This is a genomic window from Candidatus Dormiibacterota bacterium (genome assembly GCA_035635555.1).
Lineage (GTDB): Bacteria > Acidobacteriota > Polarisedimenticolia > Gp22-AA2 > Gp22-AA2 > Gp22-AA3.
In genome coordinates this window covers 93,389-108,946 of sequence record DASQAT010000016.1, presented here as the reverse complement: position 1 = coordinate 108,946, position 15,558 = coordinate 93,389, and the positions used below count along the sequence as shown (strand labels likewise).

The following is a 15,558-nucleotide window of genomic DNA, read 5'->3' as shown; positions in this document are numbered from 1 at the left end:
ACACTCCTACGACATCTTCGCCGGGGGGACGCCGGCCTGCGGCCGGCCGGCGTGGCGGGCGTTCGGGCGGACGAGACCGCGTCCGAGAGCGAAGTGCACGAGATCCGTCTTGCCGCGCAGCTGAAGCTTCTTCAGGATGTTGGCGCGGTGGGTCTCGGCGGTGCGCGGGCTGATCCCGAGCGAAGCGGCGATCTGGGGCCCGGTGAGCCCCTCGGCGGTCAGGTGCAGCACCTCCCGCTCGCGGTCGGTCAGCCGATCGTAGGGATCGCGCGGGGCGTCGCCCCTGATGCGCTCGTAATCCTGCAGGTCCGCCTCGCGGAGGGGTGGGCTGATGTACCGCCTCCCCGCGGCCGCCTCGCGCACGGCCTGCGTCAGGCAGTCGGCGCCGGCGTCCTTGAGGACGTAGGCGCTGGCGCCGTTGTTCAGTCCCTCCCAGACGTACGCCGAATCATCGTGCATCGACAGGATCACGACCCGTGTCCCCGGAGTCCGCTTCGTCACCCTCCGCGTCACTTCCAGGCCTCCCAGCCCCGGCATCATGAGGTCCGCCACCAGGACGTCGGGTCTCAGCCGGTCGACCAGATCCACAACGCGCAGGCCGTCGGACTCCTCCCCTACGACCGAGAAGTCGGGATTCCCCTGCAGCAGGAGGCGCAGCCCCTCCCTCACCACCTTGTGATCGTCGGCCAGGACGATGCTGATCATGAGTCCCCCTTCCTGGCGCACGAACATCGCGCGTCAATCGTGTCGAGATTATGCGGGCGCGACGGGGTCCCGGGGAATGGGGTCGATGCCCCAATTCAGTCGTAGGGTCTTGCCCTGAGGGCGCGACTAGCGCGCCGGGGCGATCTCGTCGTAGATGACCGAAATTTCGTTTCCGAGCGTACGGGACTGCGGCTTGATCTCCGGGTACTGGTCCATGGTGATGGTCCGCACCGCCTCGGGCTTCGACTTGCCGCCCTTGGCGGCCTTTTCGACCGCGGCGATCAGGTCCGACATGAAGTCCCGGAACCTCTTCAGCGTGGCCACGTCCGTGGCGGGACCGTGGCCCGGGATCACCCGCGTGTCGGCCGGGACGATCGACAGGATCCGATCGATGTTCTTGACGTAGCCGAGCGCCGAGCCGCCGGCCCAGACGTCGATGAACGGGTACATGCCGTTGAAGAACAGGTCACCCATGTGCAGCACCTTCTGGCCCGCGAAATAGACCATCGAGTCGCCGTCCGTGTGACCGGGGGCGACGTGCAGGACGTCCACCTCCTGGCCACCCAGCCAGAGACGCACCGAGCCGTCGTAGGTGAGGCCCGGTGGCGCGGCCTTGGCCGGGTCGTAGTCGAGGGCGTCCTTCAGGAGGAAATTGAGCAGCCCCAGGTCCTTGTCGAGGGCGATGCGGTACGGGTCGGTCGCGTCCTTGATGCGATCGATCTCCTCCTGGATCCGTCGCACTTTGTCAGGGAATGTCTTCTTGACCGTCTCCGGGTACTCCAGAAGCCGAGGACGGACGGTGTCGTGCGCGATGATCTCCGCGAACTTGACGAACACCGGGTTGCCCCCGGTGTGATCGCCGTGGTAGTGGGTGTTGACCAGGTACCGGATCGGCCGCTCGCTCACCGAGCGGATCTGATCGACGACACCCTGCGCCACCTCCTCATACTGATCGTCCACGACCACGATCCCGGCGTCCGTCACCAGAAAGCCGACGTTTCCCCCCCGCCCGTACAGGCAGTAGGCCCGGTCCGACAGCTTCTCGAGCTTGAACTCCGGTCCTTTCTTTTCCTGCGGTGGCGTGGTCGTGGCGGGCACCGAGCCGGTGTGCGCCAGGATGGGACCGGGCGTCAGGGCAAGCACCGCAGCCAGGATCAGGGTTCGCAGGACGTCCTCCGTCCCTTCGGTCTACGCGGGACGCGACACTTTATCACCGTCGCGGTATCATCGCTCTGATGACCAGGAAACGACCCCCCGGCCTCGACACCCGTGCGGCGGTGCGTGTGCTCGCGCGCGCCGACCCGCCGCTCGCCCGTCTCATCAGGAGAGTGGGCCCCTGCCGTCTGGAGCTGGACGCGATCCAGAGCCCCTTCGCCAGCCTCGCGGAGGCGATCGTGTACCAGCAGCTCACCGGCCGCGCCGCCGCGACGATTCACGGCCGGTTTGTTGCGCTGTTCCGGCCGCGCCGCTTCCCGTCGCCCGACGACGTGCTGGGGCAGACGGACGAAGCGCTGCGCGGAGCCGGACTGTCGCGCGCCAAGGTCGCGGCCCTCAAGGATCTGGCCGCGAGGACCAAGGACGGCACTGTCCCGCCGCTGCGCGAATTGCGGCGCATGCACGAAGACGAGATCGTCGACCGCCTCACCCGGGTGCGCGGCGTCGGACGCTGGACCGTCGAGATGCTCCTCATCTTCAGGCTCGGACGTCCGGACGTCCTCCCCGCCGCCGACTACGGCATCCGCAAGGGGTTCCGCCTCGCCTTCGGCACCCGCGCGCTGCCGACGCCGCGGCAGGTGCTGCGCCGTGGCGAGCGCTGGCGGCCTCACCGGACGGTGGCCTCCTGGTACCTGTGGCGCGCCCTCGAGCCGCGCGCTCCCGTGGACGGCGCCTGAGAGCCGGGGACTGAAAAGAAGGGCCGGGCGGCGCCGCGAGGGCGCCGCCCGGCCCGGATGTCGGAGAGTGGCCCGGCGCCTCAGTTCTTCTTCTGCGCCATCTTCTGCGCCAGACCGGCGGTGTACTTCTCGTACATCTCGCTGTCGATCTGGAACGTGCCGAACATGTAGTTGGAGTTCTCGAAGCTCCAGTTCTTGCCCGCGTCGTTGTAGACGATCTGCGTGGTCGTCCCCTGCTCGTACTCCTTGTGCAGAGGGTCCGCCCCCGGCGGGTTGACGATCCGGGCGGAGCCGCCCAGGCCTCCTTCGATCAGGTGGCCGGAGAACTTGCCGTACTGACCGAGCGAGATGGCGTGCTCCTTGCCGGAGATCGTGCGGTTGATGGGCACGTACCGGATCTCCCTCTTGGGCGAGGATTCGGACCCCAGCACCTTCGCGATCACCAGCAACGCCTCGCGCTGCTGCGGGGTGGCCTTCTCGTCGACATAGACGTTGCTGAACTTGAAGTTGCCGAACGATTCCATCATGCTCTTCCCCTCGGGGCTCTCGAGCATGCTGCCGACCGACAGGCCGTCCAGGGCCACGCTGCCGTAGGTCCCCTTGTCGATGAAGATGAACTGACCGCCGCCGCAGGTCATGCGCGTCGGCTTCGAGCCGAACCAGCAGGGACAGGCGGCGCTGCACGAACACGCCTCCTCGAGCTGGCCGACTATCTTCCAGGGGGTCTTCGGAGCCTCGGTCTTGGAGGCGTCGGCCGCCCGGGCGACCAGGGCGGCGCCGGCCAGGGCGATTACGGCGAAGGACAGGAACAGGGTTCTGCGTGTCATGCGGGGGAGCCTCCTTGTGCGAATGGCCGGTCGGTCCGGCCGGTGCTGGCCTTGCGGGTGCATGTCATACCACGATTCACTCCAGGATGTCATCATCATCCACGAGCAGGTAGGGCTCCCCCAACGAGGGGCCGCCTCCGCTCGGACTGAGTCGCAGGCCCCAGTCGCCGCCGTACACGAGGGTGACCGTGCCCGCCCCCGAATCCTCGACGCTCACGGCCCGGGCGGGACAGGCGCCGCCGTCGGCGCTCGACACTCCTTCGACCAGGCACTCGACCAGGGTCCCGGCGCCGGGCGAGTAGCGGATGCGCCGGACCGTCCGCGGCTCGCCGACCGCCTGAAAGCGCTGGCTGCACCCTTCCGGGCAGTTCGGGTTCGGCTCGATGAAAATGTTGACGTACCGGCTCGGGCCCATCAGCCGGCATTATCGATCAGTCGCTGTCGCCGGGTCGATCCGAGAGGGACGCCGGCGCTTCAGGCCCGACGCCCGCCGGATGGACGACGCTCAGCTTCGCCTTCGCTTTTTCCTTGGCGACGCTGAGCGTCAGGTCGTACTCGCCGGCCGGGACGAACGGGGTCTGGCCCGACGCCTGCGCCTCGGGCGGGTCGATCCGCTGCTGCTTGTCCCGCGTCAGGTCCCAGGCGATCCGGTTCAGCCCCTGCTCGGCGGGACCGGTCAGCTCGCGCACGGTCTGGCCGCGCGCGTCGGAAATCGTCAGCTTCGCCCCCTCGGCGGAACGCTCCTTGACCCAGTAGTTGATAGTGGCGAAGGGGGGGTTCTTCGCACCGAAGCGATCGTTGCCCCACACGGCGGTCTTCCCCAGGAGGTAGAAGCCGCGGGCCGGGCGCGGGTTGAACAGCGCCAGCGGCTTCGTCATCGCCTCGGCGGTCATCTGCTCCAGCCCGGTGATGTCGTCCAGGATGAAGATGGAGCGGCCGTGCGTCCCCGCCACGAGGTCCCGATCGCGCGGATGGACTTGAAGATCGTGGACCTGGACCGGGGGGAGCGAATCGCCGCGCAGGGACACCCAGTGCCCGCCGCGATCGAAGCTGACGAACAGGCCGAACTCGGTCCCGGCGAACAGCAGATTTTCGTTCGCGGGGTCCTCGCGCACGACACGCACCGGCCCGTCGCCGGGGAGGTTGCCCGCCAGGGATTTCCAGGTGGAACCGAAATCGCGCGTCTCGAAGATGTACGGCCGGTTGTCGCCCGTGCGGTGCCCGTCGAAGGCGGACAGCGCGGCGCCCGGCTCGAAGTGGGAGGCCTCGAGACGCGACACGTACGTGCCCTTCGGGACCGACGGCAATTTTCCGGCGACGTTCTGCCAGGTCTTGCCGTCGTCGTGCGTGACCTGGACGTTGCCGTCGTCCGTTCCCGTCCACAGGAGACCGGCCTTGAGGGGCGATTCGGCGAGCGCCACGATCGTCCCGTGCGTCTCGGCGCCCGACCCGGTCGTCACGATCTTCTCGACGTCGCGGTTCGACAGGTCGGGGGAGATCGCCTCCCAGGCATCCCCCCTCCTGGTCAGCCTGAACAGGCGGTTCCCGCCCAGGTACAGGACTTCCGGGTCGTGCTTCGAGAGCAGCAGCGGGCTGTTCCAGTTGAAACGGAAGCCGGGCATCCCCTCCTTGGGCTGGGGGCGGAGGAGCTTGATCCGGCTCGTGGCGAGATCGATCCGCCCGGCGAAACCCTGCTGCGATTCCGCGTAGATCAAGGCCGGATTGCGCGGATCGATCTGCGCGTAGTAGCCGTCACCGTCCCAGACGGTGAACCAGTCGCGGTTGGACATGTTCATCCGTTTCTCGTCGCTCTCGCCGAACAGGTCGGTGCCCCGCGACGGCCCGCACCACGTGCCGTTGTCCTGGAGGCCGCCGCAGATCGTGTAGGGGAAATCCATCCCGAGCCCGATCTCGTAGAATTCTCCCAGGGGGACGTTGTCGAGGTAGCGCCAGGTCTTGGCGCGGTCGCGGCTCTCGTAGACGCCGCCGTCCGAACCGGCCAGGAGCCGGTCGGTGTCGTTGGGGTCCACGACCAGAGTGTGCCAGTCCACGTGCGGCAGGACGGCGCCGTTGGCGCGGAACGTCCGGCCGCCGTCGTCCGACACCGACAGGTTGAACCCGAGGACGTAGATGCGATTCTCGTCCTTCGGGTCGACGACGATCTTGCTGAAGTAGAACGGCCGGGGCGCGAACTGGCTGAGACGCGTCCAGTGCCCGCCGGCGTCGGTGCTGCTGAAGACGCCCCCCGCCTTGCTGAGGTTCTCGTCGATGGGGGTCGTGCCGGCGTCGTCCGCCTCGATCACGGCGTAGACGTGCGCCGGGGCGGCGGCGGACAGGGCGAGGCCGATCCGGCCGGTCTTCTTCGGCAACCCTTCCACGAGCCGCCGGAACGACTTCCCGCCGTCGGTCGACTTGTAGATGCCCCCCTTGTCGCCGAAGCCGCCGCTCGTGAACGACCACGGTGTGCGCCTGCGCGCGTACAGGGCGGCGTAGACGACGTCCGGGTTCGACGGGTCGAGGACGACGTCGATGCACCCGTGGTCCTCGTCGATCTGCAGGGCCGGCGTCCAGGTCTTGCCGCCGTCGATGGTCCGGTAGAGCCCGCGCTCCTTGCTGGCGTCCCACAGGTGGCCCATGACGGCCGCGAACACGATGTCGGGGTTCCTGGGATGGATCGCCAGACGTGGGATGTCCCGCGAGTCGAGGAGGCCGACGCGGGCAAACGACTCGCCGCCGTCGGTCGACTTGTAGATCCCGTTGCCCCAGCTGGAGGAGTTGCGGCCGTTCCCTTCCCCCGTGCCGATATAGAGAATGTCCGGGTTCGACGGAGCGACCGCGACGCTGCCGATCGACAGGACCGTCTGCTCGTCGAAGATCGGCGCGAACGTCGTCCCCGCGTTGCCCGTCTTGAACAGCCCGCCGGTCCCGGTGGCGACGAAGAACTGCGCCGGCTTCCCGGGAACCAGGGCGATCTCGCTGATCCGGCCTCCCATGTTGGCGGGACCGACGGAGCGCCACGACAAGGATCGAAACAGCTCCGCCCCGACCGGACCGGTCTCTCCGGAAGCCGCCCCCTTGCCCGGGCTCTCCGCTGAAGCGGGTTTCTTCTTCGTCGCCGCGCCGCTGGACCCGAGGAGCGGCGGCAGAGAGGCGAAGCAGGCGAAGAGCAGGATGAAGGGGACGGGAGCAGTTCGGGCGGAGCGGTGCTTTGACCAGGACATGAGGGCCTCCGGAGAGTTGTTGGAGCGGCGAAGAATAGGGCGAGCGGGCCGGACGCGTCAACTGCGCCGTCCCCGCTTGACGCCCAGGGCCGCATGGATTAGGGTTCGGGGAGTTCTCACATCCATGAAGATTCTGACGCGGATTCTGGTCGTCGCTCTCCTGCCGGCCTGCTGGGCATGCACCGGGAACCCGGAGATCGATCTCCAAGGGACCTGGCACGGGCAGTGGACCGCCGGGGGGATCGCGGGGAGCCTCCAGGTCACGTTCGCGGGGAAGAGGGCGTTCGGCGATCTGACGCTCTACGACGTGACGCTGGTCCTCACCGGGCCCTCCTGCCCCGGCGGCCAGGACCGCGGCACGGGTGACCGGACCGTGGCCTTCAACCAGGACGACGTGCACTTCGCGGTCAGCATCGGGGAGGCTGCCGGAAGCGAGGGCGTTTTCCTGTTCGACGGCGCGATGAACGGCGGCCGCGAAATTGACGGGAACTATCGGCTCACGAGCGACTCGTGCCCCGCGTGCACGTGCGGTCTGGGGACGTCGGGGGCCTGGACGGTCCTCCGATGACCGGGCGCCCCGTCCGGTCGATCGTCATCGCCGGGATCCTCCTGATCGTCGCTCCGGTCGCTCCGGCCCGGGCGGGGATCAGGGAGCGCGACGGCGAAGTCGGAGTCGACTACGCGCGGCAGCGCTTCGACCCGGAGCTTCTGGGGGAGACCGGCGGACGCTGGTCGCTGCGAGGCGGGATGCACATGACGGACCTGCTGCAGTGGGAGGGACAGATCACGCGCGGCCGCGTCGAGACCACACCACTCCCCGGGGCGGAGCGGAGCATGACGCTGAGCCTCGCCCTCGTCAATCTGGTCGTCAATTTCCATCCGCGCGAGGACGTGGTGCCGTACGTCCTTCTCGGCGTCGGCATCGCGAAGACCAGGATCGAGGCGGTCGGCCTGTCGTCCAGCGACACCGAGACCGGCTATCAGATCGGGGGCGGGAGCCGGTTCTTCTTCGGCAAAAGGAGCGCCGTGGCCCTGCGGGTCGAGCTTTCGATCCCCGGCGGCGACGCGTTCGAGCACTCCTACTTCCATCTTTCGCTCGGGGCGGGGCTCACCTTCCGGATCGGGCACCACCACCCGGCGCCGGTGACGATCTTCTAGTTCCCCCGCGGCCGGGGCGCGTCCGAGGAGACCTCCGGCACCGGCACCATGCACGACGGCAGCCGCCGCAGCGACTCGAGGCCGAAGACCAGACGCTGCCCGTCCTGGAAGCCGCGCGAGTACTGGTTGGCGGCCTCTCCGCCCAGGGCCGCCATCACGCTCGACGGTCCGGCCGCGAAATTTCCGTAGTCGCGGCTGAGCAGATCGTTGCACCTCGTCAGGTCGATCGACTTCATCGCCTCGACGCCGGCGGCGAACCCCTTCAGGTAGCTGGGATCACCGGTGATCCTGTCGCTGAGCCGCGTGGTCTCCTCCATGGCCTTGTCGAGCCTGGCCTGGATGCCGGCGTTCGCCTGCTTCGCCTTCCAGGCGGCGTGCTCGGCGAGGGTGCGGTCGTAATCGGCGGGGTAGGCGTCGCGCTGGCGATGGTTCCACGTCTTCGCCCGCGTCGCCTCCTCCTGGCTGGCGAACCGGCCGATGATCGGCTTGAGGGCAGTCTCGACCGCGTTCGCGTCGTCGTTCGACACGATGGATCGCGGCAGGTCCACGTCCAGCTCGATCAGGCAGCGGTTCTCGTTGTACAGCGTGAACGGTCCGTCCCGGAAGGAGGTCAGGACCGGCTCGGGCAGGCTGAGGAGGATCTCGATCCGCGAGCGCTTGACGTCGACCTTGCCGACCTGCCCCAGCTCGCCGGCGCGAAAGCGGAACCGCCCCTTGCTGCTGACCAGGGTGCCGCTCACCTGGTTGTCGGTGTGGAAGCCGCCGCAGTCGGAGTAGGTGTCCAAGGATGTCAGGACCCAGGCCCCGCGCCAGCGCGATTCCATGGTTCGCTGCAGGTCCCCCGCGCGGGCCGGATTCGTCCCGGGCGCCAGGGCCGCCAGAAGGCCGGCCAGGGCCGGCAACACTGCACGATTGAGGTTCGGACGTCTCATCGAGAGCTCCTTTCGAGCCGTGACGGTCATGGCGGTCTCAATTTATGTTTCGGCCCGCCGTCTGTCAAAGATCGCGCCGGGGATCGATCCGTCCGGTGGCGGATGCTAGGATTCCCCGATGACCGATCGCACCATCCTGTACTCCGCGGCGTTCGTGCGGGCCCTGGCGACCGGGATGATCGGAGTCCTCATGGGCGTCTTCATGGCGCGCCTGGACTTCGACCCCGCCCGCATCGGCTACGTGGTCGGGGCGGGGCTCTTCGGCTGCGCGGCCGCGGCGCTCGTCGTCACCCTGATCGGCGACGACATGGGGCGCAAGCGCTCGCTTCTCGTCCTGTCCCTCCTGGCCGCCTGCGGCGGGCTCGGGTTCGCCCTGACCGCCCACCCGTTCGCCGCCGGGGCCGCGGCATTTCTGGGGATGGTGAACGGGATGGGGCGCGACCGCGGCGCCTCGCTCATCCTCGACCAGGTCATCCTGCCGGCCACCGTGGACGACGCCGGGCGCACGCAGGCGTTCGCCTGGTACAACGTCCTGCAGGATATCGGCCACGCCCTCGGCGCCCTCCTGGCCGGCCTGCCGGCCCTGCTGCGGAGTCTCGGCGTCGCGGACATCGCGTCGTTCCGGGCCGGTGTCGGCGTCTATGCCGTCCTGATGCTCGTCACGGCCGGTCTCTACCTCGGACTGTCGCCCAGGGTCGAGCGCGCCCCGGGCCTGCCGAAGACGAAAGTGAGCCCCGGGACGCGCCGCGTGCTGTGGCGGATCGCGTCGTTGTTCGCATTCGACAGCCTGGCGGGCGGGTTCCTGACCACCGCGCTCCTGACCCTGTTCTTCTACGAGCGGTTCTCGGTCGGCGAGGGGATCCTCGGGCTGCTGTTCTTCGGGGCGCGGATCTTCAACGCCGTGTCCCACCTCGGCGCCGCCTGGCTGTCGCGCCGCATCGGCCTGGTGAACACGATGGTCTTCACGCACGTCCCCTCGAGCCTCCTTCTCGTCACCGTGGCATTCGCCCCCACTTTCCCCGTCGCGGCGATCCTGTTCCTCCTGCGCGAGGGGCTGGTCGAGATGGATGTCCCGACGCGACAGTCCTACGTCATGGCGGTCGTGCGCCCAGAGGAGCGCACCCTGGCCTCGGGGGTCACCCACCTGGTGCGCGTCGGAGCCTGGGCGATCGCCCCGTCGTTCGCCGGCTGGTTCATGACCGGCTGGTCGCTGATGACCCCCCTGCTCATCGGCTCGGTCATGAAGATCGCCTACGACGTGCTGCTGTTCGCGGCCTTCCGCCGCACCCGCCCCCCCGAGGAAGCCGGAACGGCGCCGCCGGTTTGACAGGGCGCTATCCCGGAAGGATAATTGAGACTGTGTTGCAACTAGCGGCGCGCGTCCGGATGCGCGCCGGGGGGCGGGGGCGGCCCACGTGCAGGTCATCGAGCGGTTCGCGCAGTACCTGAGCAGGCACAATCTGAAGATGACGCGCGAGAGGCGTGTCATCCTCGACCACGTGGTGTCGGTGCGCGGGCACTTCGACGTCGACGACCTGCTAATGCGCCTGCGCAAGGCCGGGCACGGAGTCTCGCGCGCGACTCTCTACCGCAACCTGCCGCGTCTCGTCGACTCGGGGCTCATCCACAAGGTCGAGATGGCCCACGGTCAGGCGCGCTACGAGCTGATGGTCGGGCGGCACCACCACGATCACATGATCTGCCTGGGCTGCGGCACCATCCTCGAGTTCGAGAGTCCGGAGGTGGAGCGCATCCAGGTGGAGGTCTGCCGCCGGAAGAGATTCGTCATGACCGGGCACACGCACCAGATCCGGGGATACTGCAGCGCCTGCGCGGGCGACGGCGGGGCCCGCCGGGCCGCGAGGAAGCAAGGCTGATGTTCGAGGCCCTGGTGGTGACATTGCGCGAGGGGATCGAGGCGGCCCTCGTCGTCGGCATCATCCTCATCTACCTGCGCAAGACCGGGCGCGAGTCGCTCTCCCGCTTCGTCTACCGGGGCCTGGCCGCGGGGGTCGCGGGGAGCCTGGGCTGTGCGGCCGTCTTCGCCGCCCTGGACATCCAGGAGGAGGCGTACGAAGGCTGGCTGATGATCGCCGGGGCGATCCTGGTCACGAGCCTGGTGATCTGGATGCTCCGGACCGGCAGGCGCCTGAAGCAGACGATCGAGGCGCGTGTCGAGAGGATCGCCGCGCGCGCCCCGGCCGCGGGGGACGCCGGGGCGGTCGGCGCGGGTCTGTTCGGCCTGACCTTCGCCCTGGTCCTGCGCGAGGGGGTCGAGACCGTGCTGTTCCTGGCCGCGGTCGATCTGACGACCGACGCCCTCCTGGCGTTCTTCGCCGGGCTTGTCGGCATCGCCCTGGCCGTCCTGTTCGGAGTGTCGTTCGTGCGCGGCACGGCGCGCGTCGATCTGCAGCGATTCTTCAACGTCACCGCCGTCGTGCTGTTCGTCCTGGCGGCGCAGCTCCTGGTCGGCGGCCTGCACGAGTTCGGCGAGCGCGGCACGATTCCGCTGGGCAGCGGCGAGATGCGTCTCATCGGACCGATCGTGCGCAACAACGTCATGCTCCTGGTCTCGCTCCTCGCCCTGCCGCTCATCGTGCTGCTCGTTCCAGGCCGCGCCGACCGGGCCCGCGCGCAGCAGGCGCAGTCGCTCGAAGGCCCGGAGAAGCGCCTGGCGCTGGCCGGTCTCCGCCGGGACAGGCTCTGGAAACGGACCTTCGCCGTGGCCGGCATCCTGGCGATCGCCTCGCTGACGGTGTCGTTCGCCTTCACGCGCCTGCCGAAGGGGATCGATCCCCCCCTGATGCTGCAGCCGGACGGCGAGGGGCTTGTGCGCGTGAGCGAGTCCGAACTCGCGGACGGGCGCCTGCACCGCTTCGGAGTCGAGGTGGACGGTGTCGTGGTGCGCTTCATCGTGAAGAAGTCGGGCGGCCGGATGGTCCCGGTGTTCGACGCCTGCCAGGTCTGCGGGGCGCACGGCTACGCCGACGTGAAGGGGAGGCTGGTCTGTCTGGCGTGCGCCGCGGACATCAACCCGGCGACGCTCGGGACGGGCGGCGGCTGCAACCCCATCCCTCTGCCGCACCGGGACGAGGACGGATCGCTGGTCGTGTCGGTCCAGGACCTGCGTCAGGAGGCGCCGGCGTTCAGGAAGGTGCTCCGCGAGCAGGCGAAGCCGCCGGGATCCTAGGAGACGAACGCATGTTCCTGCGTCTGGTGGGGCTCTCGTTCCTGCGCCGGAAGCGGCGCCGGGCCGTCATCCTGGCGGCCGTGGCGCTGGGCACCTGCGCGGCCGCGGCGCTGGGGGACATCGCCCTCGACATCGACGACAAGATCAGCGGCGAGCTGAACTCGTTCGGCGCCAACCTCGTCGTCCTGCCGAAGGGGGGCGCCGCCCAGGTCGTCGTCGGAGGCGAGGACGTGTCGGCGCTGCGCGCCCCCTCCTATCTCGATGCATCCGCCCTCGGAAGCGTCCGCGACAACTTCTGGAAGAACAACATCCTGGCGTTCGCGCCGATCCTGGACGTTCCCGCGCGGCTGGACCTCGCGGGGGCCGGCGGGCGCGCCGTCCTCCTGCGCGGCACCTGGTTCGACAGGGAAGTCGCGGAGAACGGGCCGCCGCTGCGGACCGGCGTGCGCGCGCTGAACCCGTACTGGAGCGTCGCGGGGACCTGGCCCCGCGAGTCGCCCGCCGCCGGGCGGACCGGGAGCGCTCCTGAGGCTGTCGCGGGAAGCGGCCTGGCCCGCGCCCTCGGTCTTCGTCCAGGAGGAGGGCTGACGATCGAGGTCGCGGGGCGCCCGGAGCACCTCCTGATCACCGGGATCCTGACGGCGGGAGGCGAGGAGGATGACGCGATCCTCGTCCCGATCGAGACGGCCTGGACGCTGTCGGGGCTCGACGGGCGGGTGTCGCGGGTGTTCGTCCGCGCCCTGACGACTCCGGAGTCGGCCGTGTACGAGAGACTCGGGACCAGGCCGGGCGAGATGCGGCCGGAGGACTTCGAACGCTGGACCTGCACGCCGTTTCCGTCCTCGATCGCCTTCGAGCTGTCGCGCGCCGTGCCGCGCGCCGAGGCGCGCGTCATCCGACGCGTAGCCGATTCGGACGGGATCATCCTCGACCGCATCTCGGGGCTGATGGCGATCATCGCGCTTCTGGCGGCCACGGCATCGGCCCTGGCGGTGACGAGCGCCCTGTCGACGAGTGTCCTGGAGAGACGCGCGGAGATCGGTCTTCTGAAGGCGATGGGGGCCGGAAACGCGCGCGTCGTCGGTCTGTTCCTGGCGGAGGCGGTGGTCCTGGGGACGGCGGGCGGTCTTCTGGGGGCGGTGGCCGGCGGGCTGATGGCGCGCTTCATCTCGGCCTCGGTCTTCGGCGCGCCCGTGACCATCCGTCCGTTCGCCCTTCCGCTGGCGGTCGCCGTGGCTCTCGTGATCACCATCGGCGGGTTCATCGTCCCGGCGCGCCGCATCCTGACCTTCCGCCCGGCCGAGGTGCTGCGTGGCCTCTAGGGGGAGTCCCGGACGTCCGCGCGCCGGACTGCATGCGGAGCCCGCCCGCTGGGTGACATCGGCCCGCTTCCTCCTGCGCTCCCTGAACCTGCGCGGCCCGGCGTTCCTCCTGGCCCTGCTCTCCATCACCGTCGGCGCCACCGTGATCGCCACGGTCCTCAACCTGAAGGCCGGGCTCCGCGAGAAGATGTCGCGCGAGCTGCGCTCGTACGGCCCGAACCTCCTGATTCTTCCGGCGGCGGGATCCGCCTCCCTCGCGGCGGGCGGCCCGGGGCGCGGGGCCGGTCTGGACGAGGCGGTGGCGGGCCGGGTGATCGGTCTCCTGGGAGACGATGTCGTGGTGGCGCCGGTCCTCCTCGCCGCCGGGAGCGTCGCGGACCAGGCGGCAACACTCGTCGGCGCCGATTTCGCCCGGCTGCGCCGCCTCTATCCCGCCTGGCGGACCGAGGAGACGGGCGCGGTCGCGTCCGGGGAGACACGCTCCTGCGTCCTGGGGGTGTCGCTGGCGGCGCGCGCCGATCTGAAGCCGGGGGACGTCGCCCGTCTCGGTGCTCCGGCCGAGGCGGCGCTCCGGGTCGCGGGGGTCGTCTCGACCGGCGAGGCGGAGGACGAGCAGATCTTCGTGCCGCTCCCGGTCCTGCAGGAGCTCACCGGCCAGGAGGGGCGCATGTCGTTCGCGGCGGTGTCCGTCGAAGGCGGACCGCGGGCGGTGGAGAGGGCCGCGGCGCGGATCGCGGCGGCGCTGCCGGGAGTGGAGGCGCGTCCGGTGCGCGCCATCGCCCGGACCGAGGGGGCGCTCCTCGGCCGGCTCGACCGCATGATGCTCCTCCTCACCCTCGTCGTCCTGGTCCTGTCGGGCCTTTGTCTCGTGACCATGCTGATGTCGATGGTGGTGGAGCGCGAGTCGGAGATCGGGCTGGCGCGGGCGATCGGCGCCGGCGACGGTGAGATCTTCAAGATGTTCCTGGGGGAGGTGGGGCTCCTCGGCCTCATCGGGGCGCTCGCCGGGACCGCCCTCGGTGCGATCCTCGTGAGGGTCATCGGCAGCGGCCTGTTCGGGGCCGCCATCGAGCCGCGGCTGTCGGTCGTGCCGGCAGTCCTGCTCGCCTCGCTCCTGATCTGTTTCGCCGCCGTTCTCCTGCCGCTGCGCCACGCGCTGTCGATCCAGCCGGCCGCGGCCCTCCGGGGAGACTGACGCGTCATGCCCTTCGTCGAGATCGAAGAGGTCACGCGCCGCTACGACCGGGGGGTGTGCGCCCTCGACCGCGTCAGCCTGGCGATCCAGCAGGGGGAGTGGCTCGCCGTCATGGGACCGTCCGGGTCGGGGAAGACGACCCTCCTGAACCTGCTGGGCGGGCTCGACAGGGCGGACGAAGGGCGTGTCGTCGTCGACGGCCTCGACCTCCAGCGCATTTCGCGCCCGGACCTGATCCGCTACCGCCGTGAGTCCGTCGGCCTGGTGTTCCAGCAGTTCCACCTCATCCCGTACCTGTCGGCGCTCGAGAACGTCATGCTGGCGCAGTATCTCCACAGCATGGCGGACGAGAGGGAGGCGGTCGCGGCGCTCGAGAGAGTCGGTCTCGGCCAGCGCCTGCGGCACCTGCCGTCGCAGCTCTCGGGCGGGGAGAAGCAGCGGATCTGCATCGCGCGGGCGCTCATCAACCGGCCGAAGCTCGTCCTGGCCGACGAGCCGACCGGCTCGCTCGACGCGGAGAACGAGCGGGCCGTCCTGGATCTGTTCGAGCAGATGCACGACGCCGGCCAGACGATCGTGATGGTGACGCACGACCTGGTCGTGGGCCGGCGGGCGTCGCGGCAGATCCAGCTCGAGCACGGCCGCGTCGCCGGCGAATTCCTGACGCTGCAGCAGGACGAGGAGGCGATCGACGAAGTTCTGGAATATCTCTGGCTGAAGGGGGAGGGGGACGCGGCCGCCCACGAGATCTGCGCCATCGGCGCCCGCCTGGCGACGCCGCAGCTCCTGGAGCGCATGCGCGCGCGCGGGATCCTCGGCGCCGCCGGTCTGGCGTTCACGGAAGAAGGCCGCCGCCGCGCCGAGAACCTGATCCGCAGGCACCGCCTCGCCGAGACGCTGTTCTCGGAGACCTTCCAGATGCACGAGTCGGTGGTCGAGGAGGAGGCGTGCTTCTTCGAGCACATCCTGTCGCCCGTGATGACCGACTCGATCTGCGGCTTCCTCAACCACCCGCCGGCCTGCCCGCACGGCAAGCCGATCCCGCGCGGCGACTGCTGCGCCGCGGGCCGGGGAGCGACCGGATGACACGGCGGCGGACCCGCGCGGGTCCGCGCC

Annotated in this window: 15 protein-coding genes; 9 read left to right on the top strand and 6 right to left on the bottom strand. The window is 69.7% G+C overall.

The annotated features are described in order from the left end of the window. Positions 1–6: 6 nt before the first annotated feature. Both VEW47_04760 and VEW47_04755 read right to left on the bottom strand, forming a co-directional pair. Positions 7–705: a response regulator transcription factor gene (locus VEW47_04760; GenBank protein HYS04485.1), complete on the bottom strand. Its 699-nt coding sequence runs from the start codon at positions 703–705 to the stop codon at positions 7–9. Between the two features lie 126 nt (positions 706–831). After that, positions 832–1,848 carry an MBL fold metallo-hydrolase gene (locus tag VEW47_04755; GenBank protein HYS04484.1) on the bottom strand — a complete coding sequence of 339 codons (1,017 nt, stop codon included), beginning with the start codon at positions 1,846–1,848 and terminating at the stop codon, positions 832–834. Between the two features lie 92 nt (positions 1,849–1,940). Between VEW47_04755 and VEW47_04750 the strand changes: the two genes are divergently transcribed. Then, positions 1,941–2,597: a DNA-3-methyladenine glycosylase 2 family protein gene (locus VEW47_04750; GenBank protein ID HYS04483.1), complete on the top strand. Its 657-nt coding sequence runs from the start codon at positions 1,941–1,943 to the stop codon at positions 2,595–2,597. Between the two features lie 80 nt (positions 2,598–2,677). Here the strand turns inward: VEW47_04750 and VEW47_04745 are convergent, their stop codons facing one another. From VEW47_04745 to VEW47_04735, 3 genes are all read right to left on the bottom strand, one after another. After that, on the bottom strand, positions 2,678–3,424 hold the full coding sequence (locus tag VEW47_04745) for a DUF1326 domain-containing protein (protein ID HYS04482.1): 747 nt from the start codon (positions 3,422–3,424) through the stop codon (positions 2,678–2,680). Positions 3,425–3,500: 76 nt separating this feature from the next. Continuing rightward, positions 3,501–3,839 (bottom strand): hypothetical protein, encoded by a 339-nt coding sequence (locus VEW47_04740; GenBank protein HYS04481.1) that lies wholly within the window; start codon positions 3,837–3,839, stop codon positions 3,501–3,503. Positions 3,840–3,855: 16 nt separating this feature from the next. Then, positions 3,856–6,645, bottom strand: a complete 2,790-nt coding sequence (locus tag VEW47_04735) for a hypothetical protein (protein HYS04480.1) — start codon at positions 6,643–6,645, stop codon at positions 3,856–3,858. 124 nt (positions 6,646–6,769) lie between these two features. On the opposite strand from VEW47_04735, the gene VEW47_04730 reads away from it, so the two are divergent. Together VEW47_04730 and VEW47_04725 are read left to right on the top strand one after the other, a co-directional pair. Beyond that, positions 6,770–7,213 (top strand): hypothetical protein, encoded by a 444-nt coding sequence (locus VEW47_04730; protein ID HYS04479.1) that lies wholly within the window; start codon positions 6,770–6,772, stop codon positions 7,211–7,213. Then, positions 7,210–7,803, top strand: a complete 594-nt coding sequence (locus VEW47_04725; GenBank protein ID HYS04478.1) for an outer membrane beta-barrel protein — start codon at positions 7,210–7,212, stop codon at positions 7,801–7,803. Before VEW47_04730 ends, VEW47_04725 begins: the two co-directional genes overlap by 4 nt. On the opposite strand, the gene VEW47_04720 is transcribed toward VEW47_04725, so the two are convergent. Further along, positions 7,800–8,735: a hypothetical protein gene (locus VEW47_04720; GenBank protein ID HYS04477.1), complete on the bottom strand. Its 936-nt coding sequence runs from the start codon at positions 8,733–8,735 to the stop codon at positions 7,800–7,802. The genes VEW47_04725 and VEW47_04720 overlap by 4 nt on opposite strands. 118 nt (positions 8,736–8,853) lie before the next feature. Between VEW47_04720 and VEW47_04715 the strand changes: the two genes are divergently transcribed. The 6 genes from VEW47_04715 to VEW47_04690 all read left to right on the top strand — a co-directional run bounded on the left by VEW47_04715 (position 8,854) and on the right by VEW47_04690 (position 15,528). Then, on the top strand, positions 8,854–10,062 hold the full coding sequence (locus VEW47_04715) for an MFS transporter (GenBank protein HYS04476.1): 1,209 nt from the start codon (positions 8,854–8,856) through the stop codon (positions 10,060–10,062). Positions 10,063–10,150: 88 nt separating this feature from the next. Next, positions 10,151–10,612, top strand: a complete 462-nt coding sequence (locus tag VEW47_04710; GenBank protein ID HYS04475.1) for a transcriptional repressor — start codon at positions 10,151–10,153, stop codon at positions 10,610–10,612. After that, positions 10,612–11,925 carry a Fe-S-containing protein gene (locus VEW47_04705; GenBank protein ID HYS04474.1) on the top strand — a complete coding sequence of 438 codons (1,314 nt, stop codon included), beginning with the start codon at positions 10,612–10,614 and terminating at the stop codon, positions 11,923–11,925. The genes VEW47_04710 and VEW47_04705 overlap by 1 nt, the downstream gene beginning before the upstream one ends. 11 nt (positions 11,926–11,936) lie before the next feature. Continuing rightward, positions 11,937–13,247, top strand: coding sequence for an ABC transporter permease (locus VEW47_04700; GenBank protein ID HYS04473.1), 1,311 nt, complete (start codon positions 11,937–11,939; stop codon positions 13,245–13,247). Positions 13,248–13,299: 52 nt separating this feature from the next. Further along, entirely contained in the window at positions 13,300–14,442 is a 1,143-nt protein-coding gene (locus VEW47_04695) for an FtsX-like permease family protein (protein ID HYS04472.1), read from the top strand. 6 nt (positions 14,443–14,448) lie between these two features. Beyond that, a complete protein-coding gene (locus VEW47_04690; protein ID HYS04471.1) occupies positions 14,449–15,528 on the top strand; it encodes an ATP-binding cassette domain-containing protein in 1,080 nt (359 codons plus the stop codon). Positions 15,529–15,558: the final 30 nt, after the last annotated feature.

Coding starts and splice junctions, on each gene's coding strand:
- VEW47_04760 (HYS04485.1), bottom strand. CDS start 705: ATGATCAGCATCGTCCTGGCCGACGATCACAAGGTGGTGAGGGAGGGG.
- VEW47_04750 (HYS04483.1), top strand. CDS start 1,941: ATGACCAGGAAACGACCCCCCGGCCTCGACACCCGTGCGGCGGTGCGT.
- VEW47_04745 (HYS04482.1), bottom strand. CDS start 3,424: ATGACACGCAGAACCCTGTTCCTGTCCTTCGCCGTAATCGCCCTGGCC.
- VEW47_04740 (HYS04481.1), bottom strand. CDS start 3,839: ATGGGCCCGAGCCGGTACGTCAACATTTTCATCGAGCCGAACCCGAAC.
- VEW47_04735 (HYS04480.1), bottom strand. CDS start 6,645: ATGTCCTGGTCAAAGCACCGCTCCGCCCGAACTGCTCCCGTCCCCTTC.
- VEW47_04730 (HYS04479.1), top strand. CDS start 6,770: ATGAAGATTCTGACGCGGATTCTGGTCGTCGCTCTCCTGCCGGCCTGC.
- VEW47_04725 (HYS04478.1), top strand. CDS start 7,210: ATGACCGGGCGCCCCGTCCGGTCGATCGTCATCGCCGGGATCCTCCTG.
- VEW47_04720 (HYS04477.1), bottom strand. CDS start 8,735: ATGAGACGTCCGAACCTCAATCGTGCAGTGTTGCCGGCCCTGGCCGGC.
- VEW47_04715 (HYS04476.1), top strand. CDS start 8,854: ATGACCGATCGCACCATCCTGTACTCCGCGGCGTTCGTGCGGGCCCTG.
- VEW47_04705 (HYS04474.1), top strand. CDS start 10,612: ATGTTCGAGGCCCTGGTGGTGACATTGCGCGAGGGGATCGAGGCGGCC.
- VEW47_04700 (HYS04473.1), top strand. CDS start 11,937: ATGTTCCTGCGTCTGGTGGGGCTCTCGTTCCTGCGCCGGAAGCGGCGC.
- VEW47_04690 (HYS04471.1), top strand. CDS start 14,449: ATGCCCTTCGTCGAGATCGAAGAGGTCACGCGCCGCTACGACCGGGGG.